The following is a 23,130-nucleotide window of genomic DNA, read 5'->3' on the forward strand; positions in this document are numbered from 1 at the left end:
GTGTGGGTAGCCGATGAGGCGACGCAGCGAAGCGGGTGTCCCGAGCCCTCCGAGCGTGATCAGAAGACCAACGGAAGGCAGATGATGATCGAGCAGTGGAGTGGATCGTCGGGAACTTCGAGCCCGACCTTGACACACCCCAAGACGATGCGGGCATCGGTCATCTCGGCAACCGGGTCTCCCGAGGTGCTCTCGGTCGCGGAGGTCGCGTCGCCCGTGCGGGTGAACGCCGAGGTGCTGGTGAAGGTCGCGGCATCCGGGGTCAACCCGATCGACGCCAAGACGCGTGCCGGCCAGGGGGTGTCGTCGGCGATCGAGTCGTTCCCCTACATTCTGGGCTTCGATTTCGCCGGCGTGGTGGTCGAGACGCCGTATGCCGCGCATCCGCTGAACGTCGGCGATGAGGTCTATGGCCTGATGTCGGTGCCGCGGGGGCAGGGCTCCTATGCCGAGTACGTGTCGGTGCCGAGTCTGCAGGTCGCGCGCAAGCCGAAGACGCTCTCGTTCGTCGAGGCGGCGGGGGTGCCGCTGGCGGCGCTCACGGCCTGGGCGGTCGTGGTCGACATCGCGAAGGCTCACGAGGGGCAGCGGGTGCTGATCCATGCGGCGGCCGGCGGGGTGGGGCATTTCGCCGTGCAGTTCGCGTCGTACTTCGGTGCGCGTGTGACCGCGACGGGGTCGGCGCGCAACCTGGGGTGGCTGCGCGAGCTCGGGGCGTCGACGGTGATCGACTACGGCGCGGTGGCGTTCGAGGATCAGGTCTCCGACATGGATGTCGTGATCGACCTGGTGGGCAATACGCACGGCGACACGGGCACGCGCTCGCTGTCGGTGCTGCGACCCGGTGGGCTCATCGTCAACGTGCCGTCGGGCAGCTGGCCGACCCTGGAGGCCGATGCGGCCGCGGCCGGGGTGCGCGCCACGACGTTCAAGGTGGCTCCGGATGCCTCGACGCTCGCCGTGATCTCACGCCTGATCGAATCGGGCGACGTGCGGGTCAATATCGACGAGGTGTTTCCGCTGGAAGACGCGGCCGAGGCGCACCGCGCGCTCGAGAGTGGCCACACCCGCGGCAAGCTCGTTCTGCAGGTGGGTGAGCTGCCCTTCTAGTCTTTAGCAGGGCTGCAGGTTCGCGACGCCGGCGCCGAGGGTGTTGGTGCCTCCGAGCAGCACGATGCGGCTGGGCTTCAGCCGGTCGAGTTCGGTCAGCACAGAGCCCGGCACGCAGTTCTGTTGGACGACGTAGAGGGGTGCTCGGTCGTGGGCGGCGAGGCTGCCGCCGCTGAGCGCGTCGGGGAAGGTGAGGCCGCTGGCCAGGTAGGCGGTGGTCGCTCCTTCGTTGAAGACGGACGCGTTCACGTTCGCGCCGACTTCGAAGCGGTCTGCGCCGGAGAGTCGGCCGACGAACACGTCGCGCCTGAGGTCTTCCTCGAACTTCTCGGAGACCGAGTTCGGACCACCGATGATTTCCGCGTGCCGACCGAGCCGCAGGATGATGGCCCGTTCCGCCGGGGTCGACGCTGACGCGGCCCCATTGACGAGCATCACAGGGCTCCCCAACTTCGCCGCGGCCGGCGACGCCGTCAACGCGTCCGGAAAGGTGGCGCCGGTCGCCACCAACACACCGAAAGCGTGGTCCACGCCGACGGTCGGATCGGAAACCAGAGCCCGCGACACCTCGAATCGATCAGCGCCGCCGATGCGAAGGACTGTCGCCCCGGTGGCTGCTCTGGAAAGCTGCTCGAGCACGTCGTCACTGACCGATGCGGTTCCGCCGACGACGACGATCGTCGTCGGGTGGAGTCGCGTCACCTCGGCGGCGACGTTCGGGAGCAGGGAGGCTGCTGGGGTGAGGAGGAGTGGCGAGTTGTGCAAGCCGGCCACCGAGGTGGCGCTCAAGGCATCCGCGAACTTCTCACCGCTGGCGACGTAGATGACGCTCGCGGAGGTGAAGCCGGTCGACGATGCCTTGACGGCGACGGCGTAGCGGTCGGCCCCGTCGATCCGGGTGGTGGCGGGGAGAACGGGCGCTCCCGCAAGGGCGTTGCTGGTCGGACCGGCGCCGATGACGACGAAGGCCGCGACCATGACAGCGAGTGACGCGATCATTCGAATCGGCCGAGCATGTGTCTGCGCGATGTGCGTCACGGTGAATCCTCTTTCTAGCAGGGCTGCAGGTTCGCGACGCCGGCGCCGAGGGTGTTGATGCCCCCGAGAAGCACGATGCGGCTGGGCTTCAGCCGGTCGAGCTCGTTGAGCACTGAGCTCGGCACGCAGTTCTGTTGGACGACGTAGAGGGGTGCTCGGTCATGGGCGGCGAGGCTGCCGCCGCTGAGCGCGTCGGGGAAGGTGAGGCCGCTGGCCAGATAGGCCGTGGTCGCTCCGTTGGCGAAGCCCCAGTTGTTGATGTTCGCACCGACCTCGAAACGGTCGGCGCCCGCGCGACGATTCGTGGCGAAATGGTTGCGGAGCTCGTTCTCGAATGAGGCACTCACGGAATTGTTTCCTCCTGCGATCACCACTCCGCCCGCCCTGAGCGCGCCGATCAGAGATGTCTCGACGGCGGTCGGAGCGTTTTCGGTGCCATTGACCAAGAGCACCACACCCATGTTCGCCGTCGCGACCGGTGACGCCGTCAGAGCGTCGGGAAAGGTCGCGCCGGTCGCCACGATGACGCCCTCAACATGGAACACGCCGACCGTGGGTTCCTGAAGCAGAGCTCGCGACACCTCGAAGCGGTCGGCGCCACCGATGCGGAGCACCGTCGCTCCGGTTGCCGCTCGGGAGAGTTGTTCGAGCACGTCGTCGCTGACCGATGCGGTTCCGCCGACGACGACGATCGTCGTCGGGTGGAGTCGCGTCACCTCGGCGGCGACGTTCGGGAGCAGGGAGGCTGCCGGGGTGAGGAGGAGTGGCGAGTTGTGCCAGCCGGCCACCGAGGTGGCGCTCAACGCGTCGGCGAACTTCTCGCCGCTGGCGATGTAGACGATGCTCGCGGAGGTGAATCCTGTTGACGACGCCTTGACCGCGACGGCATAGCGGTCGGCGCCGTCGATGCGACTGATGGTCGGTGACACGTCTTCGGTGGCATGTGCGGTGCCCACGGGGCTCGTGCACACGACTCCGATGAGAGCGGTGCCGAGGGCGAGAGTCAGCGCGAGGGAGCGAAGCGGCCGACGGAGTCGCGGAAGGGGCGGCATGGGAACCCACTCTCAGAAGCTGGTTCTTCTGATGGTGGCGTCGACGAGCCGTCGACGGTTATGAGCAGTTGTTACTCAGCCCAGGTGTTACTCAGCCCAGTTGTTACTCGGCCGCGGTGACGAGCACGGGTCGCTCGAGCACGAAGTCGTCGTGGAGTTCGTCGCCGACCAGGAAGTTCTTGGTGCCGACTTTCACGAAGCCGCTCTTCTCGTAGAACTTGATCGCGCGGGAGTTCTGCTGGTTGACGCCGAGCCAGACGCTCTCCGCGCCGGCATCCGCCGCCGCGTCGATCGAGGCGGCCATAAGGGTGGTGGCGACGCCCAGGCCGTGGAAGTTCGCCCGCACGTAGCACTTGCTCAGTTCGACCGTCGGACGACCCGTCACCGACGCGGCGGCCGACTCATCGGATGGCTCACCGCCCACGAGCATCGTGTAGCCGGCGATCTCACCGTCGACGTCGGCCAACAGGATCGTGCGGTCGGGCCGCGCCAGGTAGTCGGCGAATCGCGCGTCGGAGAGCTGCTCGTCGATGAACGAGGCGATGGCCGCGGGCGACGTGCCGGGAGGGCACGCCATCTCGAAGGTCTCTGCCGCCACGGCCGAAACGATGCCCGCATCTTCGATGCGTGCTTTTCGAACCCTGGTGACCATGCTGCTCAACCTACCGCGGTGCGCGGAAACAGCTCGCGCGGCCCGCCGCAACGCGGCAAAGGGCCCGCCGAGCGGCGGGCCCTTCAGGCGATCAGCGCGCGGAGACGATCAGTCCAGTCCGCACGGCGTGAGCGCCTCGACATCGGCGCCAAGCGTCGCGGTGCCGCCGAGGATGAGGATCTGCGCCGGTGCGAGCCGACCGATCTCAAGGTAGACCTCGTTGGTCAGGCAGGTCGACTGCGTCACGTAGAGCGGGCTCCTCGAGATGCCGGCCGGGCTGCCACCGCTCAAGGCGTCTGCGAAGGCCGTTCCGCTCGCCACCACGAACGACGTGGGGCTGGAGAACGCCGCGCGGTTGATGTTCACGCCGACCTGGAACCGGTCGGCGCCGGAGATGCGTGTCACCGTGAAACGCGGCGACATCGAGGTCTCGAGCGCGGTCGACATCGAGTTGGGGCCGCCGACGACCGTGACGGCCGTGGTTCCCTCGGCGGTCAGCAGGGCCGACTCCGGAGCCGACAGTGCGGTCTCGGCACCGTTGACCAACATCACGGGTGCTCCTTTGACGAAGGCGGCGGGCGAAGCCGTCAGGGCGTCAGGGAAGTTCGAGCCCGTCGCCAGGTAGACCTTCTCAGCGGTCGGGAGCCCGAACCTCGCGTCGGAGATGAGGTTGCGCGACACCTCGTAGCGATCGGCGCCTCCGATTCGCGTGACCGTCAGGGCCGGTGCCCTCAGTTGTTCGAGGGCAGCCGCCGAGACGCTGGCCTCTCCGCCCACCACGACCACGTCGGTCGCGCCCAAGCGCGCGATCTCTGCGGTCACACCGTCCGGCAGCGCGGCGGCCGGCGTCAGAAGCAAAGGCGCCCCGTGCGCCGCTGCGATCGCGGTCGCGCTGAGAGCATCCGGGTATTTCGCGCCACTGGCCACGTAGACCGTGGTCGCGGTCGGGAAGAGCTGCGACATCTTCAGCGCCTGCTGGTAGCGATCGCTTCCGCCGATGCGGTTCACCGCCGGGCCTGGCCGCACGTCGATCGAGCAGGAGGTGCTGCTCGACATCGTCGTTCCGTCGACGTCGACCGCCGAGTTCGTCACGGTGAACGTGACCGGCCCGACGGTGTCGGGCTCGCCCACGAGGTGGCGTTGAACCAGCGTGACGCCCGACGGGAGTGTCCCCGCGGTGATGGACACGACGGCCCCCTCGGGCGCCAATGCGGTGGAGTCGACGGGAAAGCCGACCGCGGCGACCGCACTCGGACAGACCGGCACCGCCACGAAAGCGGTCTTTACGCCGGCCGAGGCCGAGAGCGGCGCAGCGAGCAGGGCGGCGACCGCGATCGTCACCCCGGCGATCGCGGATCCGATGGAGCGGTGAGTGTGGGAACGGTGGGTCATGGCGGGTCCAATCAGAGCAGGGATGGGTCTTCTGACTGTGCTCGTGAGTACTTCGAGGGTGTTATGAGCAATTGCTACTCAGCGCAATTGATCTGCGCCGGTACTCAGCGGCGCTCCTACTCACCGCAGGGCGTGAGCGCCTCGACGTCGGCACTCAACGTCGCGGTGCCTCCGAGGATCAGGATCTGCGCGGGCGCCAGGCGCCCGATCTCCCGATAGACCTCGGTGGTGAGACAGGTCGACTGCGTCACGTAGAGCGGGCTGGTCGAAATGGCCGCCGGCACGCCGCCACTCAGCGCATCGGCGAACGCTGTTCCACTGGCCACCACGAACGACGTCGGCCGAGGGAAAGCGGCACGGTTGATGTTCACTCCCACCTCGAACCGGTCGGCACCCGCGAAACGGTCCACCGAATAGGTGTCGGCCATCGACAGCTGGAGGGCGGCGGACACCGAGTTGGGGCCTCCGGCGATCGACACCCTCGTGACGTTGAGGTCGTCGAGCACCGTCGATTCGGCCGCGGTCAGCGCCGTCTCCGCGCCGTTCACCAACAGCACCGGCGCACCGTTCACGAAGGCGGCGGGCGAGGCTGTGAGCGCGTCGGGAAAGTTCGCGCCGGTCGCCACGAAGGCGGTGGTGGCCGTCGAGATGCCGAACTCGGCATCGGAGATCAGGTTGCGCGACACCTCGTGGCGGTCGGCCCCGCCGATCCGCGTGACCACACGTCCCGAGGACTGCAGTTGTGCCAGGGTGGCGGCGGAGATCGTCGCCTCGCCGCCCACGACGACGACCTTCGTGGTATTCAACCGCGCGATCTCGTCGGTGAGCCCGGCCGGCACCCCGTTGGCGGGGGTCAGCAGAAGGGGGGCGCCATGCGCCGCCGCGATGGCTGTGGCGCTGAGCGCATCGGGGTATTTCTCGCCGCTCGCCACGAAGACGGTGCCGGCCGACGGGAACAGCTGCGACACCTTGATCGCCTGTTGGTAGCGATCGGCGCCCGCGATGCGATTGACGGCCGGACCGGGCTTCACCTCGATCGAACACGCCTTGGCGATCGTCGTCGGCGTGCCATCGGCGGCGGCGCCGCTCGCACTCAGGATGAAGGTGACCGTCTGCACGCCGGTGGGGGAACCGATGAGGTGGTAGCCCTCCGTCGAATTCAAGGCGACACCCGCAGGCAGCGCGCCGGTGTCGACGGAGAGCCGATCGGCGTTCGTGGCGAGCAACGAGGAATCGATCGGGAAACCGACCGCCGCGACCGGCGACGGACACGTGATGGCCACCGGCGCGAGCGCTTCGGCCTGGGCGGCTCCGGAGGTCATGACCCCGCCGGTGATGATCGCGGCTGCTGCGGTGACCGCAGCTGCCGTTCGACGGTAAACGGATCGACGGCTCATGGGATTCCTCTGCTCGTAGGTCGGGAGCGCCAGTATGGCGCCGCGCGACCGTGGGGCAGTATGAGCAGCTTCTACTCATCAACGCAGAAAGGGCCCGCCGTGAGGCGAGCCCTTCCTGGTGGTGCGGGGGTGTGAACTAGATGGCGTTCACGTCGAGCGGGATGCCCGGGCCGAAGGTCGTCGAGACGGCGCCCTTCTGGATGTAGCGGCCCTTCGACGAACCCGGCTTCAAACGCACGACCTCTTCGAGGGCGGCCTTGATGTTGTCGTTCAGCTGGTCTTCGGAGAAACCGGCCTTGCCCACGACGAAGTGCACGTTGGCGTGCTTGTCGACGCGGAACTCGATCTTTCCGCCCTTGATCTCGTTGACGGCCTTCGCGACATCCGGGGTCACGGTGCCGGTCTTCGGGTTGGGCATGAGGCCACGGGGGCCGAGCACCTTTCCGAGACGACCGACCTTGCCCATGAGCTCGGGGGTCGAGACCGCGGAGTCGAACGAGGTGTAGCCGCCGGCCACCTTCTCGATCAGCTCGTCGCCACCGACCTCGTCGGCGCCGGCTGCGATGGCAGCCTCGGCCGCGGGGCCCGTCGCGAACACGATGACGCGGGCGGTCTTGCCCGTGCCGTGAGGCAGGATGACGGTTCCACGAACCATCTGGTCGGCCTTGCGCGGGTCGACGCCCAGCTTCAGCGCGACCTCGACGGTGCTGTCGAACTTGGCGGAGCCGGTCTCGCGAGCGAGGGCGACGGCTTCTTCAGGGGTGTAGTACTTGCCGGCTTCGATCTTCTCGGCCGCGGCCCGGTAGGCCTTTGACTTCTGTGCCATTTCCAGCCTCCTCCTTATGCCTCGACCGTGATGCCCATGGAACGGGCGGTGCCGGCGATGATCTTCTCTGCCGCTTCGATGTCGTTGGCGTTCAGGTCGACCTGCTTCTGCTCGGCGATCTGACGCACCTGCTCACGGGTGAGCTTCGCGACCTTGACGGTGTGGGGAGTGGAGGAGCCCTTGGCGACGCCGGCAGCCTTCTTGATGAGCTCCGCCGCGGGCGGGGTCTTCAGGATGAAGGTGAACGAGCGGTCTTCGTAGACCGTGATCTCGACCGGGATGACGTTGCCGCGCTGCGACTCGGTCGCCGCGTTGTAGGCCTTGCAGAACTCCATGATGTTCACGCCGTGCTGACCCAGCGCAGGCCCGATGGGGGGTGCGGGGTTGGCGGCGCCGGCCTGGATCTGAAGCTTGATCAGACCTGTGACCTTCTTTTTCGGTGCCATTTCTTCTCTTTTCTCTTCGAATCAGTCCGGGTGACTGACTCTCCCGACATCCGGCTGGATGCGGTGGCTTCGGGGAAGCTGCTCTACAGCTTCGTGACCTGGTCGAACGAGAGCTCGACCGGGGTCTCACGCTCGAAGAGCGAGACGAGAACCGTGAGCTTGCCGCTCTCGGGCTTGATCTCGCTGATCGAGCCGGGAAGACCCGCGAACGAGCCCTCCTTGATGGTGATGGTCTCGCCGATCTCGAAGTCGACCTCGGCCGGGATGTTGCGGGCGACGGCCTTGCCGCCCTTGCCGCCGGCGGCCTTCGAGGTGGGAACCTCTTTGACCTCGACCAGGCTCTTCAGCATGTTGAAGGCCTCTTCGAAGCGCAGCGGGGTGGGGTTGTGCGAGTTGCCGACGAAGCCGGTGACGCCCGGCGTATGACGCACGACCGACCAGCTGTCTTCGTTGAGGAACATGCGCACGAGCACGTAACCGGGGATGCGCACACGGGTGACGAGTTTGCGCTGACCGTTCTTGATCTCGACGACGTCTTCCATCGGCACCTCGACCTGGAAGACGAAGTCCTCCATGCCCATCGAGGTCTTGCGGCTCTCGATGTTGCTCTTCACGCGCTTCTCGAAGCCGGCGTAGGAGTGGATGACGTACCACTTGCCCGGTAGCGAGCGCAGCTCGGCACGGAAGGCGTCGTAGGGGTCGACCTCGGCGTCTTCGGCATCCGCGTCGCCATCAGCGAGCTCACCGAGTTCGTCGGTGGCGACCACGAGCACCTCGTCGCCGTCGACCGGCTGGTCGGCGGACTCGGCGTCGTCGTCTTCGAGAACCTCGAGCACGGCGGCGGCCTCGTCGAAGTCGTCGATGTTCAACGCATCGTCGACCACGGCATCGGCTTCGGGGTCGGCTGCCTCGTCGATCGCCTCGAGGAGGGCGTCGAGGTCAGCCGGAACACCGGCTTCATCGGGCTTTGCGTCAGACACGGAATTCGTTCCACTTCTTGTTGGTTTGGCCGGCATCGTGGTGCGGCCGGTGTTGTGCAGGCATTCGGTGCCCGGCCGGATCGTGGTGAGGATCGTCGGCCGGCGGCATCCGGTTTTCTAGGATGCGTCTCCGAAGACGATGATCGCCAGCCAGCCGAACAACTGGTCGAGACCCACGACGATCGCCATCATGATGACGACGAACACCAGCACCACCAGCGTGTAGCTCAAGAGCTCGCGCCGGGTCGGGGTGACGACCTTCTTCAGTTCTGTGATGACCTGCCTGATGAACAGGACGATACGGGCGAACGGGTTGCGCCTGGCCGCCCGCTCCTTCTTGGCGTTCTCGACGACGTCCTCGGAAGGTTCGTCGATTACTTTTCGTGCCACCGTGTCAGTACCTTTCACAAACAGGAGCAGGGCGGACAGGACTCGAACCTGCAACCTGCGGTTTTGGAGACCGCTGCTCTACCAATTGAGCCACCGCCCTAAGCGAGGAAATCGCGCAGCTTCGCTACACTCAACTCACGGAGGATGCGCCAGAAATTGGCATAGAAAAGCTTGGCAGACTTCCACTACCGTCACCAAGTGTAAGTCAGATCCGCAAGGACCGCAAAGGCGAGCAAATCAGGGGAGTTCATGCGCACGGGTGCCTTCAGGATCGGGTTCATCGCGACGCTGGGCGGGCTCGTCGCCTTCGCCCTCGGGTTCGCCTTCGTGCAGCTCTCGACCGTGGTGATCTGCATCATGGCGTCGTTGTTCATGGCGCTCGGCCTCGATCCGCTGGTGCGCTGGCTGACCCGCCGGCACATCCCCCGCGGGTGGTCGATCCTGATCGTCTTCGTGCTGGTGATCGCGTTCGCGGTGGCCGTGTTCTTCCTCGTCATCCCCGCGGTCATCGCGCAGACCACCGAGCTGGTCTCGAACCTGCCCGGGGCCGTCAAGGCCATCACGCAGGAGCAGTGGTTCACCGAGGTGTTCGGCACGTCGGTCGACACCCAGAAGCTCGTGCAAGACCTCGAGAACTTCCTCTCCGACCCCAACAACCTGGCGACGCTCGGCGGCGGCGTGCTGAAGATCGGGCTCGCGCTCATCAACGGCATCTCGGCCGGCATCCTGGTGCTCGTGCTGACGCTGTTCTTCCTCGGCTCGCTCGACGCCGTGAAGAACAGCTTCTACGTGCTCATCCCGATGTCGAAGCGCGCGGGCGTCGTGTCGATCAGCGACCAGATCGTGGTGTCGATCGGCAAGTACGTGAGCGGGCAGGTCATCCTGGCGGGCACGAACGGCGTGTTCGGGTTCATCGCCATGGAGATCATCGGCGTTCCGTATGCCGGCGCCCTCGCCGTGGTGGCGTTCCTGCTGGCCCTCATCCCCCTGGTCGGCACCATCATCAGCGCCATCCTGGTCACGTTCATCGCCCTGACGGTGTCTCCGGTGACCGCGATCGCGATCGGCATCTACTTCCTCGTCTACATGCAGGTCGAGGCATACGTGTTCAGCCCGCGCATCATGAACAAGGCTGTTGATGTGCCCGGCATCCTGGTGGTGATCGGCGCTCTGGTGGGCGGCACACTGCTGGGCGTGCTCGGGGCGCTCATCGCGGTGCCGGTCGTGGCGTCGGTGCTCATCATCATCAAACAGGTCGTGGTGCCCCGGCAGGCCCTGTCGTGACCGACATCAGCGCTCCGACCCTGTTGACGAGCGCCATCGGGTTGCTCACGATCGCCAACCCGATCGGCAGCCTGCCGATCTTCCTCAATCTCACCAAGGACTTCGACCGCCCTCGGCAGCGCCGCATCGGGCTGCTCGTGGGCCTCGCGGTGTTCGCGGTGCTCACCGTGTCGCTGCTGGCCGGCAAGCTCATCCTCGAGGGCTTCGGCATCGACATGACGTCGTTCCGCATCGCCGGCAACCTGCTCGTCGCGTCGATCGGCTGGGCGATGCTGACGGCCAAGGCCAACATCGTGACCGTGGCCGACTCGCAGTCGCCCGTGGTGGTGCCGCTCGCCATCCCGCTCATCGCGGGGCCGGGCGCGATCAGCCTCGTGATCACTTTCGCCGAGGACTACCCGACGCCGCTCGACCTGCTCTACGGCGTGGGCATGATCCTCGGGGTCGCGATCGTGATCGCGGTGGCCCTCTTCTTCGCACCGCAGGTCGCACGGGCGGTGAAGCCCACGGGAATGAGCATCGTGACGCGCATCTTCGGTCTGCTGCTGCTGTCGATCGCGATCCAGTCCATCCTCGGCGCGCTCACCGACGCGTTCCCGGTTCTCACCAGTTCGTAGGCGTCGCTGGGTAGGCTGGTGTGCTGTGACTGAGCACCCACGCATCTCGCAACGAATCGCATCCATCGCCGAGTCGGCGACCCTCAAGGTCGACGCCAAGGCCAAGGCCCTGCAGGCCGCCGGCCGCCCGGTGATCAGCTACGCGGCAGGGGAGCCCGATTTCCCGACGCCTCCGCACATCGTCGACGCCGCGGCATCCGCGGTGCTCGACCCCAAGAACCACCGCTACACCCCCGCCGCCGGCCTGCCCGAGCTGCGGGAGGCGATCGCGGCGAAGACGCTGCGCGACAGCGGCATCGAGGTGTCGCCCGCGCAGGTGATCGTGACGAACGGCGGCAAGCAGGCGGTCTACGAGGCGTTCGCCACCCTGCTCGACCCGGGCGACGAGGTGCTCGTGCCCACGCCGTTCTGGACCACCTATCCCGAGGCCATCCGGCTCGCCGGCGGAGTGCCGGTCGAGGTGTTCGCGGGCAGCGACCAGAACTACCTGGTGACCGTGGAGCAGCTCGAGGCCGCGCGCACGCCGCGCACGAAGGTGCTGCTGTTCGTGTCGCCGTCGAACCCGACGGGGGCCGTCTACTCCCCCGAGCAGACCGCGGCCATCGGCGAGTGGGCCGACGCGAACGGCCTGTGGGTGATCAGCGACGAGATCTACCAGAACCTGGTCTACGACGGCCTGACCGCGGTGTCGATCGTCGACGCCGTGCCCGCTCTGGCCGACCGCACCCTGCTGGTGAACGGCGTGGCGAAGACCTACGCGATGACCGGATGGCGGGTCGGCTGGATGGTCGGCCCCCTCGATGCGATCAAGGCCGCGTCGAACCTGCAGTCGCACCTGTCGTCGAACGTCGCCAACATCTCGCAGCGGGCCGCGATCGCGGCTCTCAACGGGCCGCAGGACACGGTCGAGGTGATGCGGTCGACCTACGAGCGACGCCGTCGGGTGATCGTCGACGGGCTGAACGCGATTCCCGGTGTGCGCACCCCGCTGCCCGAGGGCGCCTTCTACGTCTACCCCGATGTGACCGGGTTGCTCGGGCGCACCTGGGGCGGCGTGACGCCGACCACGTCGCTCGAGCTCGCCGACCTCATCCTCGACCAGGTCGAGGTGGCGACGGTTCCGGGCGAGGCGTTCGGGCCGAGCGGGTTCCTGCGGCTGTCGTACGCCCTCGGCGACGACGCGCTGGCCGAGGGTGTGGCGCGGCTGCAGAAGCTGTTCGGCTAGACGACCCGCCCGGCGGCACGCCCGCTCAGTCGAACGTCACGACGACCTTCTCGGCGGCACCGGGGGTCGCGGCGAGCTCGAACGCCTCCTCCACCCGGTCGAACGGGATGCGGTCGCTGATGATGAGCGCGTATTTCTGCCAGTTCTCGATGATGTCGTCGGTGACCTCGAAGATCTCGGTCGGGTAGCCCATCGAGAGCGAGATCGTGAGCTCGGTGGTGAGCAGCGCTCCCAGGTCGAGCTCGACGGGCTTCTTGTGCACGGCGACCACGGTGAGCTTCGCGCCGTGGCCCGCGGCCTCGACGACGGTCTGGAACACGGCCGGCGCGCCCGCCGCGTCGATGTAGCCGTCGGTCGCCGCCTTGAGGCCCCGCACGCCGAGCGCCGTCGACCGGCCGTGCAACTCGACGAGTCGTTCGACGACGTTCTCCTCGGCCGAGTTGATGACGGCGTCGGCGCCGATGGCGAGGGCCTTCTCGAGCCGGTTCGGCACGATGTCGATCACGACCACGTGGGCGACGCCGCGGCGCTTGAGGCTCAGGAGCGCGCCGAGGCCGATCGGCCCCGCGCCGAACACGGCGACCTTGTCGTGCGGTGAGGGGTCGAGGCGGTTGACGGCGTGCCGCGCGACGGCCATGGGCTCGTTGAGCGCCACCACCTCCCAGGGGATGCCGGAGGGCACGACCCGCAGCTGCACCCCGGCCGCGGCATCCTTCACCACGACGTAGTCGCTGAAACCGCCCTGCGCCCCGCCACTGCCGAGCAGGCCGTCGGTGAAGCGCATGGTGTCCATCACCACGTGGTCGCCGACGGCGAAGCCCGTCACCTCGGCGCCGACGGCGACGATCTCGCCAACCGGCTCGTGGCCGAGCGGCGTGGCGCCCTGGCGGGGAGGGATGCCGCCGTAGGTCGTGTACATGTGGTCGCTGCCGCAGATGCCGCAGGCCTTCATCTTCACGAGCACGTCGCGCGGGCCCGCGCTGGGCTGCTCGACCTCGAGCACTGAGATCTCACCGGGGCCGGTGACCATGACCGTCTTCATCGGAACTCCTTCGTCGAATCACTAAATGGATTTAGTGACGAATATACTCGAGAGCACCTGAGAGCACAGGGTGAAGGAGGGGTGCGGTGGCCGAACGGCGGGCGACCCTCAAAGACGTGGCGGCGGCGAGCGGCGTGTCGCCCTCGACGGCGAGCTTCGTGCTCAACCGTGCACCCGGGCAGACCATCCCGCTCGTCACCCAGGAACGGGTGCGGGAGGCGGCCGAGCGGCTCGGCTATGTGCCGCATCCGCTCGCCCGGGGGCTGCGGGAGGGGTCGTCGCGCGTCGTGCTGCTCACCACCGCCGGCATCCCCGACGGACGCACCAGCTCGAGCTTCGTGGCCGGGATGGACGCCGAGCTGGCCGCGGCCGATCACAGCCTGGTGGTCTCGCGCGCACCGCGCGACGGAGCGGCGGTGGCGCGGCTGATCGAGGCGGTGAGCCCGCGGAGCGTGATCGACTTGGCCGAGCTGATCGACCGCGAGGATCGCGTGGGTGGTGCGGTGGGCGGTGCGGGTGCCGGGCGAGCGGATGCGGGGCGAGCGGATGCGGCGCCGGGCACCGACCCCGCTCACGGGCTCGCGTCGCACTCGCTCACCCAGCTGCGGCACCTCGCCGACCGTGGCCACACGAACGTCGCGCTCGCCTTTCCGGCGGAGAGTTCGCTGTCGACGTTCTCGGGCGCCCGGCAACGGCACCTGCTGGCGGCCGCGGGTCAGCTCGGTCTGACGGTCGAGAGCGTGCTTCAGATCGGCGCCGGCCGCGAAGGAGCCGTCGAGGCGCTGTCGGCCGGTTGGGACGGCCGGGACTCTCCCCCAACGGCGGTCGCCGCATTCGACGACCGCACGGCGCTGCAGGTGCTCGCCGGGTTCGCGACGCTCGGCGTGCGGGTTCCCGACGACGTCGCCGTGATCGGCTTCGACGAGTCGGACTACGGGGCTCTGTGGACCCCCGCTCTCACGACGGTCGCCATCGATGCCCGGTCGTATGGCGCGCGCACCGCGCGGATCGCCCTGGGGCTCGAGGTGCAGGACTGGGCGGCGAGCCCGTCGGTCGTGGTGCAGCGCGAGACGACCTGACCCGCAGCCCATGGTCGACGTGACCTCCGCATCCACCGACCGGGGGATGCCGCAATCCGCCCACCGGCTCTGGTGCTCGCGGGGCGCGGTGACGAGCATGGAGACATGACGACATCCGCACCCGCCATTCGCGTGACCGACCTGCGCAAGACGTATGGCGCCTTCGCCGCGGTCGACGGCATCAGCTTCGAGATCGAGCCGGGCGAGACTTTCGCGCTGCTCGGCCCGAACGGTGCCGGCAAGAGCACGACGGTCGAGATTCTCGAGGGCTACCGCGAACGCAGCGGCGGAGACGTCAGCGTGCTCGGCAGCGACCCGCGCCACGCCACCCTCGAGTGGAAGGCACGCATCGGCATCGTGCTGCAGCAGACCGGCGAGAGCGGCAACGTGACGGTGCGCGAGCAGTTGACCCACTTCGCGAGCCTCTATCCCCGGCCGCGCGACGTCGACGAGGTGCTCGCCGCGGTGGGCCTCGAGCAGAAGGCGAAGACGCGCATCAAGTCGCTCTCGGGCGGTCAGCGGCGTCGCGTCGATGTGGCACTCGGTGTGATCGGGCGGCCCGAGCTGCTGTTTCTCGACGAGCCGACCACCGGGTTCGACCCCGAGGCGCGGCGGCAGTTCTGGGAGCTGATCCGCTCGCTCTCCCGCGAGGGTACGACCATCGTGCTCACCACCCACTACCTCGACGAAGCGGCGCAGCTGAGCGACCGCGCCGCCGTGATCGCCGCCGGGCGCCTGATCGACATCGGCCCGGTCGACGAGCTCGGATCGACAGAGGCCCGGGTGCCGATCGTGCGCTGGCGCGATGGGCAGGGAGGCCACGAACGGCGCACCGCCGAGCCCGCCCGGTTGGTCGCCGAGCTCGCGGCCGCGCTGGGCGAGCCGGTCGACCTCGAGGTCATCCGCCCCTCGCTCGAAGACGTCTACCTCGAACTCGTGGCCTCGGTCGAGGAGGTGGCGGCATGACCGCCCAGACCATCCCGAACGCCCCCGGCGCCACGGGCGGCGGTGGCACCAGCGGCACCGCGACCGCACCCATGCGTTTCGGACCGCTGCGCGCCGTGCGACTCGGCCTCGGGCGCATCGCCTACGAGACCCGCATCTACTTTCGCGCCGGCGACACCGTGTTCTTCACCTTCCTCTTTCCGATCGTGCTGCTCGGCATCTTCTCGGTGGCGTTCGACGGGCTCGGAAACGTCGGCACGAATCCCGACGGCTCCGGCGGCATCTCACAGGCCACCTACTACCTGCCGGGCATGATCGCGGCCGGCATCCTGCTGAGCGGTGTGCAGAACCTCGGCGTCGACATCGCCGTCGAACGCGGCGACGGAACCCTCAAGCGCCTGGCCGGCACTCCCCTGCCCGTGCTGTCGTATTTCATCGGCAAGATGGGCCAGGTGCTCGTGACCTCGCTGGCCCAGGTCATCCTGCTCGTGCTGCTCTCCCGGTTCGCGTTCGGGGTGGAGTTGCCCACCGAACCCGAGAAGTGGCTGACGTTCGCCTGGGTCTACCTGCTCGGCATCTTCACCGCCGCGGTGCTCGGCATCGCAATCTCGCGACTGCCGCGCTCGGGCAAGAGCGCGTCGGCGGTCATCATCCCTCCGCTGCTGGTGCTGCAGTTCATCTCGGGCGTCTACCTCAGCTTCTCGCTGCTGCCGGAATGGCTGCAGAACATCGCGAGCGTCTTTCCGCTCAAGTGGATCGCCCAGGGCATGCGAGCGGCGCTGCTGCCCGACTCGTTCGCCACGGCCGAGGCCGGCGGCAGCTGGAACCTGGCGGGCGTCGCCATCGCGCTGGGCATCTGGCTCGTGGCCGGTCTGGTGATCTGCCGGGTGACGTTCCGTTGGATCCGCAAGGACAGCTGAGGAACGACGGATGAATCGGGCCGGTGCGACGGGCGCGACGACCGCCTCGGGCACCGCCGTGAATAGGGTGGGGCCATGACGGGAAATCGCTGGTGGCACGTGGCCGTCGCGGTCACGCTCGTGGTGGTGGCGGTGCTGGTCGTGCTGAACCCCGCCGAGCCCGCCTGGACGACCCCGGCCGCGATCGGCGTGCTCGCCGCCTTCGGCGCGTTCTACTTCACCGTCGGCCGCCGGGGCTTGTGCGAGTCGCCCTGGGCGACGCCCCTGCAGGTGGCGGTGATCGCCACCGCCGTGGTCGGGTGCGCGCTCTCGCCCAACGTGGCCACGATCCAGTGCATCGCCTTTCCGCTCATCTGGACGCTGTCGGCCGGGCCCGGCATGCGCCGCGCGATCGTGGCGTCGACGATCATGGCGGTGGGCGTGGCCCTCGCTCTGGCGGTCAGCTTCGGCTGGGGCATCGAGGCGCTCGCGCAGGCCTCGGTGATCGAGTTCGTGTCGCTGGCCCTCGGCATCGGCATCGGGGTGTGGTTCACGACCGAGCTGCGCAAGGGCGGCGAGAACACGCGGCTGCTCGCCGAACTCACCGCCGCGCAGGGCCAGCTGGCCGCACTGCATCGCGAGGCCGGAGCCACCGCCGAACGCGAACGGCTCGCGCGGGAACTGCACGACACGATCGCCCAGAACCTCACGAGCCTCGTGATGCTCGCCCAGCGCGGCCAGAACCGCGTCGGCGACGACGCCGGCGTGCGCGACGATCTCGAGCTCATCGAGCAGGTGGCCCGCGATGCGCTGAACGAAGCCCGCGCGCTCGTGGCCGCGACCGCGCCCGTGGGGGTCGAGGGCGGGCTCGCGGCCGCCCTGCGCCGCCTGGTGGCGACCTTCGAGCGCGAGACCCGCATCGACATCACGACCGAGCTCGACGACGTCGGTGGTCTGCCGCGCGATCACGAGGTGGTGCTGCTGCGCTGCGCACAGGAGGCCCTGGCGAACGTGCGCAAGCACGCGGGAGCCCGCCACGTGCGGCTGACCCTCGCGCGGGTCGCGCGGTTCTCGGGGGGCGAGGCGGATGCCGCGGACGCACGGACTGGTGACGAAGGTGCCCCGGGCACGGCGGGTGGCATCCGGCTGACGGTGAGCGACGACGGCGTCGGCATCGCCGCGCCGATTCCGACGGACAGCGGCTTCGGGCTCGACGGCATGCACGCGCGACTCGCCCTGGTAGGGGGCTCGTTGCGGGTGGCTCGGGGCGCCGGCGGAGGCACCGACCTGGTCGCGACCGTGCCGTCGCCCCGCGACGATCAGCCCGACGCACCGCTCGACGGCCAGGCCGTCGGCGGCGTGAGCGCGGCACGACCGGCGCCCGCACCGCGCTCGGCGACCGTGGGCCCGGCCGGCGGCGGCGGGAGCGGGCGGGGGTCTCGAGCGTGAGCGCGGGCGATGCGGGCGCCGCAGCATCCGGAGGTCGTGCGGGAACGACGATCCGTGTGCTGGTCGCCGACGATCACCCGATCGTGCGCAGCGGCATCGTCGCGCTGCTCGGCATGGCCCCGGGAATCGAGGTGGTCGGCGAGGCGGCCGACGGAGCCGCCGCCGTGCAGCTCGCGCGCGACCTCACGCCCGACGTGGTGCTGATGGACCTGCGCATGCCGGTGCTGAGCGGGTCGGCGGCCACGGCGGCCATCCTCGCTGACGAGCCGCGCATCCGGGTGCTCGTGCTGACGACCTATGAGACCGACGACGCCATTCTTGAGGCGATCGAGGCCGGCGCCGGCGGCTACCTGCTGAAGGCCGCGCCACAGGACGAGATCATCGCGGGCGTGCGATCGGTCGCGGCCGGTCAGACCGTGCTGGCGCCCTCGATCGCCACGAAGCTGGTCGACCGGATGCGCGGCGGCGGGCCCGCGGCGATTCCGGCCCTGAGCGGGCGGGAGCTCGAGGTGCTGCGGCTCGTGGCGGCCGGGCGCAGCAATCCCGAGATCGCGCGGGCCCTGTTCATCGGCGAGGCGACCGTGAAGACCCACCTGCAGCACGTCTTCGAGAAACTCGGCGTCTCCGACCGCACTCGCGCGGTCACCCGCGCCATGGAGCTCAGGCTGATCTGAGCCCGGGGCTACGCGTTCTCTTTGCGGAACGTGCGAGTGCCGACGTAGAGACCGGCTGCGAAGAGCACGATCGTCCAGATCACACCCCACATGGTCGTGATGGTGAAGAAGTCGCCCGTGAACAGCTCGCGGATGGCGTTGACGATGTATTTGGTGGGCATGAAGTCGCTCACGACCTGCAGCCACTGCGGTCCGATGGTCATCGGCAGCAGGATGCCCGACAGCAGCAGCACCGGCAGGGCGATGCTGTTGAGCACCGGCGCCATTACGTCTTCACTCTTCGTGGTGAGCGCGAGGGCGTTGGATGCCGCGGCGCACGCCGCCCCGAGCAGCACCGTGAGGATGAGCCCGAACACCATGCCGATCACCGACCCGGTGAGGCCGAACAGGAAGGCGAGCCCGATCAGCACGATGCCCTGCACGAACAGCTGCAGCACGTCGCGCAGGATGCGCCCGAGCAGCAGTGCTGTGCGGCTCGCCGGCGTCACGCGCTCGGCCTCGATCACGCCCGCACGCCACTCGGCGATGAGCCCGAACCCGGCGAACAGCGCACCGAACAGCCCGAGCTGCACGAGCAGGCCGGGCACGAAGAGCGTGTAGGCGTTCTGCGCGCCGAGCTGGCCGGCGAGCGGCTCGAGAAGTGGCCCGAACAGCACCAGGTAGAGGATGGGCTGCACGAGCCCGATGATGACCCACGCGGGGTTGCGCAGGGCCATGCGCAACTGCCGCCGGAAGACGATGTAGGTCTCGCGCCAGAAGGAACCGCGCGTGGCGCGTGATGGAACGACAGCCATGATCTAGGCATCCTCTCGAAGGGAACGGCCGGTGAGGGTGAGGAACACGTCGTCGAGAGTGGGACGGCGCACCTCGATCGACTCGAGCGCGATGCCCGCGCTGTCGAGTGCCCGGATGAGGCCGGGGATCTCATGGCCGGCTCCGCGCACGCGGGCACTCACGCTCGTGGTGTCGGTGTCGACCTCCGTGTCGGCGATGCGATCGAGCAACTCGGCGGCGGCGCGGGCCTGCGCCGCGTCGGTGACCACGAGCTCGACCAGGTCTCCCGAGATCTGCCGCTTGAGCGCATCCGGGGTGTCGCTGGCCACGATCACCCCGTGGTCGATCACGAGGATGCGGTCGCAGAGTGCGTCGGCCTCGTCGAGGTAGTGGGTGGTGAGGAAGATGGTGGCGCCGCGCTTGGTGCGCAGGTCGGAGATGTGGGTCCAGAGGTTGGCGCGCGCCTGGGGGTCGAGGCCCGTGGTCGGTTCGTCGAGGAACACCAGGGTCGGGTCGTGCACGAGACCCATGGCGATGTCGAGGCGCCGGCGCTGGCCGCCCGACATGGCGCGGGGCTCGCGGTTCCAGAGCCCCTCGAGGTCGAGCTGGTCGAACAGCTCGCGACCGCGGGTCTCGGCCTGCTTCTGGCTGATGCCGTAGAGCATGCCGTGATCCATGATCTCTTCGCCCGCCCGCGCCTCGGGCGAGGTGGAACCGCTCTGCGACACGTAGCCGATGCTGCGGCGCACCTCCTGCGACTGCGTCGCGACGTCGAAGCCGGCGACCGTGGCGGTGCCCGCCGTGGGCTTCAGGAGTGTCGTGAGCATGCGGAGCGTGGTGGTCTTGCCCGCGCCGTTCGGCCCGAGGAACCCCACGATCTCACCCTCGGCCACGTCGATGTCGACGCCGGCGACGGCCTTCACCTGTTCTTTCTGTCTGCCCCGGACGCGCCCCTCGAAGGTGCGCGCGAGGCCCCGCGCGTGAATCAAACCGTCTCCTTTGTCGCACCCATTATTCAAACTTGAACAGAAGTCTGTCAAGGGCGTTCTGCGGGTCGATGCGCGCTCATATACTCGGGCCATGGCCTCGCTCACGACTCGCGCCCTGCTGCTCGGTGTGGTGAGCCTGTTCGAGCCCGCGAACGGCTATCAGCTGCGGCGCGAACTGCTCAGCTGGGGCGTGGAGTACTGGGCCCACATCAAGCCCGGCTCGATCTATTCGATGCTCACCACGTTCGCCCGGCAGGGGTTCATCGAGCGGCACGACCTGCCCGAGGGCGACCGCACCGTGGCGGTCTACACGATGGCGGATGCCGGCCGCGACGAGCTGCGCCGACTGCTGCGCGAAGCCGCCGTGACCGTCAACGCCATGGACCCGTCGGGCTTTCGGGTGGCGCTCAGCCTGGCTCCCCTGGTCGACCGGCACGACATGGTGGCGGCTTTGCGCGAACGCGAGGTCAATGCGGCGCGCATCAGCGCCGACCTGCTCGACAAGATCGCGGTGGTGGCGCGTGGGATGGCGCCACCGCACGTGTCGCACAGCCTCGAGCTCGAGCTGAGGCTGGTCGAGACCGAACGCGCCTGGCTCGCCGACTACCTGGCCGCCATCGAGGCCGGAGGGCTCACCTTCGCGGGCGAGGCCGAACCCGCCTGGTCACCGCCCGACGACGACGCCGGCTGGCAGATGGTGCGGGAGTCGCAGCGCTACCGCGAGCAGATCGACGCCGAGAAGGGCTGAGGGCGGGGCCTCAGAGCTCGTGGCCGAGGAACACCGGTTCGGGCTGCAGCAGCACTCCGAACTCGGCGAGCACGCGGCCCTGCACGAAACGGGCCAGCTCGGCGACATCCGCGGCTCGTCCGCCGCCGCCGGCACCCGCCGTGTTGACGATGGCGAGGGTGTGCTTGCTCGAGATGGCCGCGGTCGAGCCGGGCAGCGAGAAGCCACGGCGCACGCCGGCGTTCTCGATCAACCACGCGGCGCTCAACTTGACGTGGTATTCCGCGGGCAGCGGCCCGGCGCTGCGATCGCCGTCGAGGGCGATCTCCATGCCGTCGCCGCCGTCGAGGCCGAGCCCCAGCGAGGCACCGAGCCCCGGCGAGGCACCGAGCCCGGCCGCCTCCTCGAGGGGCGTGACGACGTCCGGCTCCTCGGGCTCGACCTGCCAGCGCGGTGCGGTCGACGGCAGCGTGCGGGCGAAATGCTCGGTGACGATGGGGTTGGTGAAGAACGAGCCCGCGCTCACCGAATCGGGGTCGGCGGCATCCAGCACCATGCCCTTGCCCGACCGCAGCGCCAGCACGGCCCGACGCACGTCGCCGAGCGGCAGCCGGTCGCCGACCTCGACGCCGAGCGCCGTCGCGAGCTGGCCGTAGGCGATGGGCCGGCTGAGCGCCACCGTCGGGTTGCCGCGGGTGAGGCCCTCGCCCCAGGCGTCGTGCAGCTCGAAGGTGACCGAGAGCACCACGCCGCGGAGTCCGCGCTTGAAGACGCTCGAGCGATACGAGAGCTCGAGCTCGTCGCGCTGCAGCCGGCGCACCTCGCCGGCGTCGTGGTCGAGGAAGTCGAGCGACACGATCGAGTCGGCGACCTCCTGGCCGTAGGCGCCGATGTTCTGAATGGGCGCCGCGCCGACCGAACCGGGGATGCCCGAGAGCGCCTCGAGGCCGCTCCAGCCGTTCTGCACGGTGTGGGCGACGAGGTCGTCCCAGGGCTCGCCCGCCTGCACGCGCAGGCGCACGGTGCCCACCTTCGACATGACGGGGGCGACGCCGCGGGTCGCGACCCGCACGACGACGCCTTCGAAACCCTCGTCGGCGATCACGACGTTCGAGCCGCCGCCGAGAACGAACCAGTCGTCGTCATCCGCCCAGGCCCCGCGCGCGAGGTCGAGCAGTTCGGGCTCGGTGGTCGCGGTCACCAGGCGCGCCGCCGGGCCACCGACCTGAAGAGTCGTCAGGCCCGCGAGCGGGGCGTCGAACCCGGTCATGGCAGCGTGACGCGCACCTGCGCTTTGCCCAGCACCGTCTCGCCGTCGACGGTGGTGGTGAGGTCGATGCGGGCGGTGCCGGCCTCGTCGTCGAGCTGGCCGATCTTGGCGACGACCGTGAGATGCACGCCGTCGACCGGGTCGACCACGACCGGGCGGGTGAACCGCACCTGGTAGGCGCCGACGAGCGTCGGGTCGCCGAGCCAGTCGACCACCGGCTGGATGGAGAGGCCCATCGTGAGCATGCCGTGGGCGAGCACGCCGGGCAGGCCCACCTCGGCGGCGATGTCGTCGCGGTAGTGGATGGCGTTGAAGTCACCGGATGCGCCGGCGTAGCGCACCAGGGAATCGCGCGTCAGCGTGTACTCGGCCTGGGCCACCACGTCGCCGACACCGTATTCGTGCACGATCACCTCGCTCATGCGTCACCCCGCACGACGAGGGTGGAGACGGCGGTGACGACGTGCTCGCCCGCCGCGTCTTCGATCACCGATTCGGCCACCACCATGGCGTTGCCGCCGAGCGTCTTCACGCTGGCGATGGTCAGCTGTGCGGTGAGTTCGTCGCCGGCGACGATGGGGCGGGTGTAGTCGAACCGCTGTTCGCCGTGCACGACGTGGGTGAGCTCGATGCCGGCGTCTTCCTCGGCCAGCAGCTGGGCGAACGTGAGCTCCTGCACCACGATCGGAAAGGTGGGAGGGGCGACGACGTCGGCGAAGCCGGCCTCGCGGGCCGCCTCGACGCTGAAGTTCACCAGGCTCGACGAGAACACGGCACGAGAGAACTCGCGTACCTTCTCGCGGCCCACCACGTAGGGACTCGTCTTCTCGAACTCGCGCGAGATCAGGTCTGGATTCACTGCCACGGCTCCAG

General features: G+C 68.8%; 25 protein-coding genes and 1 tRNA gene. 10 read left to right on the top strand and 16 right to left on the bottom strand.

What is annotated here, in order from left to right:
- Positions 1-81: 81 nt before the first annotated feature.
- Complete coding sequence (locus N1032_RS11660) at positions 82-1,110, top strand: NADP-dependent oxidoreductase (RefSeq protein ID WP_259539261.1); 1,029 nt, start codon at positions 82-84, stop codon at positions 1,108-1,110.
- A 3-nt stretch (positions 1,111-1,113) separates the two neighbouring features.
- On the opposite strand, the gene N1032_RS11665 is transcribed toward N1032_RS11660, so the two are convergent.
- The 10 genes from N1032_RS11665 to N1032_RS11710 all read right to left on the bottom strand — a co-directional run bounded on the left by N1032_RS11665 (position 1,114) and on the right by N1032_RS11710 (position 9,383).
- Positions 1,114-2,148, bottom strand: a complete 1,035-nt coding sequence (locus N1032_RS11665) for a cell wall-binding repeat-containing protein (protein ID WP_259539262.1) — start codon at positions 2,146-2,148, stop codon at positions 1,114-1,116.
- A 14-nt stretch (positions 2,149-2,162) separates the two neighbouring features.
- On the bottom strand, positions 2,163-3,200 hold the full coding sequence (locus tag N1032_RS11670; RefSeq protein ID WP_259539263.1) for a cell wall-binding repeat-containing protein: 1,038 nt from the start codon (positions 3,198-3,200) through the stop codon (positions 2,163-2,165).
- Positions 3,201-3,303: 103 nt separating this feature from the next.
- Positions 3,304-3,852, bottom strand: coding sequence for a GNAT family N-acetyltransferase (locus N1032_RS11675; protein ID WP_259539264.1), 549 nt, complete (start codon positions 3,850-3,852; stop codon positions 3,304-3,306).
- 108 nt (positions 3,853-3,960) lie between these two features.
- Positions 3,961-5,244: a cell wall-binding repeat-containing protein gene (locus N1032_RS11680; protein ID WP_259539265.1), complete on the bottom strand. Its 1,284-nt coding sequence runs from the start codon at positions 5,242-5,244 to the stop codon at positions 3,961-3,963.
- Between the two features lie 116 nt (positions 5,245-5,360).
- Positions 5,361-6,641 carry a cell wall-binding repeat-containing protein gene (locus tag N1032_RS11685; RefSeq protein ID WP_259539266.1) on the bottom strand — a complete coding sequence of 427 codons (1,281 nt, stop codon included), beginning with the start codon at positions 6,639-6,641 and terminating at the stop codon, positions 5,361-5,363.
- Positions 6,642-6,777: 136 nt separating this feature from the next.
- Complete coding sequence (rplA, locus tag N1032_RS11690) at positions 6,778-7,467, bottom strand: 50S ribosomal protein L1 (RefSeq protein WP_259539267.1); 690 nt, start codon at positions 7,465-7,467, stop codon at positions 6,778-6,780.
- A 14-nt stretch (positions 7,468-7,481) separates the two neighbouring features.
- A complete protein-coding gene (rplK, locus tag N1032_RS11695) occupies positions 7,482-7,913 on the bottom strand; it encodes a 50S ribosomal protein L11 (protein ID WP_022896506.1) in 432 nt (143 codons plus the stop codon).
- An 83-nt stretch (positions 7,914-7,996) separates the two neighbouring features.
- The gene (gene nusG, locus N1032_RS11700) at positions 7,997-8,893 is read right to left on the bottom strand and encodes a transcription termination/antitermination protein NusG (RefSeq protein ID WP_259539268.1); all 897 of its coding nucleotides are present in this window, start codon (positions 8,891-8,893) and stop codon (positions 7,997-7,999) included.
- A gap of 117 nt (positions 8,894-9,010) precedes the next feature.
- Positions 9,011-9,283, bottom strand: coding sequence for a preprotein translocase subunit SecE (secE, locus tag N1032_RS11705; RefSeq protein WP_259539269.1), 273 nt, complete (start codon positions 9,281-9,283; stop codon positions 9,011-9,013).
- Positions 9,284-9,310: 27 nt separating this feature from the next.
- Positions 9,311-9,383 (bottom strand) — tRNA-Trp (locus tag N1032_RS11710).
- Between the two features lie 149 nt (positions 9,384-9,532).
- Here N1032_RS11710 and N1032_RS11715 point away from each other — a divergent pair.
- From N1032_RS11715 to N1032_RS11725, 3 genes are read left to right on the top strand one after another with little or no spacing between them, the layout of a single operon-like run.
- Positions 9,533-10,567, top strand: coding sequence for an AI-2E family transporter (locus N1032_RS11715; protein WP_259539270.1), 1,035 nt, complete (start codon positions 9,533-9,535; stop codon positions 10,565-10,567).
- On the top strand, positions 10,564-11,184 hold the full coding sequence (locus N1032_RS11720; RefSeq protein WP_259539271.1) for a MarC family protein: 621 nt from the start codon (positions 10,564-10,566) through the stop codon (positions 11,182-11,184). Before N1032_RS11715 ends, N1032_RS11720 begins: the two co-directional genes overlap by 4 nt.
- A 25-nt stretch (positions 11,185-11,209) precedes the next feature.
- Entirely contained in the window at positions 11,210-12,409 is a 1,200-nt protein-coding gene (locus N1032_RS11725) for a pyridoxal phosphate-dependent aminotransferase (protein WP_259539272.1), read from the top strand.
- A 25-nt stretch (positions 12,410-12,434) separates the two neighbouring features.
- On the opposite strand, the gene N1032_RS11730 is transcribed toward N1032_RS11725, so the two are convergent.
- Positions 12,435-13,451 (bottom strand): zinc-dependent alcohol dehydrogenase, encoded by a 1,017-nt coding sequence (locus tag N1032_RS11730; RefSeq protein ID WP_259539273.1) that lies wholly within the window; start codon positions 13,449-13,451, stop codon positions 12,435-12,437.
- An 86-nt stretch (positions 13,452-13,537) separates the two neighbouring features.
- Here N1032_RS11730 and N1032_RS11735 point away from each other — a divergent pair, with 86 nt between their 5' ends.
- From N1032_RS11735 to N1032_RS11755, 5 genes are all read left to right on the top strand, one after another.
- Positions 13,538-14,530, top strand: a complete 993-nt coding sequence (locus tag N1032_RS11735) for a LacI family DNA-binding transcriptional regulator (RefSeq protein ID WP_259539274.1) — start codon at positions 13,538-13,540, stop codon at positions 14,528-14,530.
- A gap of 105 nt (positions 14,531-14,635) precedes the next feature.
- Positions 14,636-15,496, top strand: a complete 861-nt coding sequence (locus N1032_RS11740; protein WP_259539275.1) for an ABC transporter ATP-binding protein — start codon at positions 14,636-14,638, stop codon at positions 15,494-15,496.
- 71 nt (positions 15,497-15,567) lie between these two features.
- Positions 15,568-16,395 carry an ABC transporter permease gene (locus tag N1032_RS11745; RefSeq protein ID WP_259539672.1) on the top strand — a complete coding sequence of 276 codons (828 nt, stop codon included), beginning with the start codon at positions 15,568-15,570 and terminating at the stop codon, positions 16,393-16,395.
- A 75-nt stretch (positions 16,396-16,470) separates the two neighbouring features.
- Complete coding sequence (locus N1032_RS11750; protein ID WP_259539276.1) at positions 16,471-17,823, top strand: sensor histidine kinase; 1,353 nt, start codon at positions 16,471-16,473, stop codon at positions 17,821-17,823.
- Positions 17,820-18,497 (top strand): response regulator transcription factor, encoded by a 678-nt coding sequence (locus N1032_RS11755; protein WP_310795943.1) that lies wholly within the window; start codon positions 17,820-17,822, stop codon positions 18,495-18,497. The genes N1032_RS11750 and N1032_RS11755 overlap by 4 nt, the downstream gene beginning before the upstream one ends.
- 8 nt (positions 18,498-18,505) lie before the next feature.
- Here N1032_RS11755 and N1032_RS11760 read toward each other — a convergent pair whose 3' ends face one another.
- Together N1032_RS11760 and N1032_RS11765 are read right to left on the bottom strand one after the other, a co-directional pair.
- Positions 18,506-19,291, bottom strand: coding sequence for an ABC transporter permease (locus N1032_RS11760; RefSeq protein WP_259539277.1), 786 nt, complete (start codon positions 19,289-19,291; stop codon positions 18,506-18,508).
- Between the two features lie 3 nt (positions 19,292-19,294).
- Positions 19,295-20,260: an ATP-binding cassette domain-containing protein gene (locus N1032_RS11765; RefSeq protein WP_259539278.1), complete on the bottom strand. Its 966-nt coding sequence runs from the start codon at positions 20,258-20,260 to the stop codon at positions 19,295-19,297.
- Positions 20,261-20,351: 91 nt separating this feature from the next.
- Between N1032_RS11765 and N1032_RS11770 the strand changes: the two genes are divergently transcribed.
- Positions 20,352-21,008: a PadR family transcriptional regulator gene (locus N1032_RS11770; RefSeq protein ID WP_259539279.1), complete on the top strand. Its 657-nt coding sequence runs from the start codon at positions 20,352-20,354 to the stop codon at positions 21,006-21,008.
- A gap of 10 nt (positions 21,009-21,018) precedes the next feature.
- Here the strand turns inward: N1032_RS11770 and N1032_RS11775 are convergent, their stop codons facing one another.
- The 3 genes from N1032_RS11775 to N1032_RS11785 are packed head-to-tail and all read right to left on the bottom strand — an operon-like array spanning position 21,019 to position 23,122.
- On the bottom strand, positions 21,019-22,257 hold the full coding sequence (locus N1032_RS11775) for a UDP-N-acetylmuramate dehydrogenase (protein WP_259539280.1): 1,239 nt from the start codon (positions 22,255-22,257) through the stop codon (positions 21,019-21,021).
- Positions 22,254-22,679 carry a MaoC/PaaZ C-terminal domain-containing protein gene (locus N1032_RS11780; protein ID WP_259539281.1) on the bottom strand — a complete coding sequence of 142 codons (426 nt, stop codon included), beginning with the start codon at positions 22,677-22,679 and terminating at the stop codon, positions 22,254-22,256. The genes N1032_RS11775 and N1032_RS11780 overlap by 4 nt, the downstream gene beginning before the upstream one ends.
- Positions 22,676-23,122, bottom strand: a complete 447-nt coding sequence (locus N1032_RS11785) for a MaoC family dehydratase N-terminal domain-containing protein (RefSeq protein WP_259539282.1) — start codon at positions 23,120-23,122, stop codon at positions 22,676-22,678. Before N1032_RS11785 ends, N1032_RS11780 begins: the two co-directional genes overlap by 4 nt.
- Positions 23,123-23,130 lie beyond the last annotated feature (8 nt).

This window comes from Herbiconiux daphne, from assembly GCF_024979295.1.
Taxonomy (GTDB): Bacteria; Actinomycetota; Actinomycetes; order Actinomycetales; family Microbacteriaceae; genus Herbiconiux; species Herbiconiux daphnes.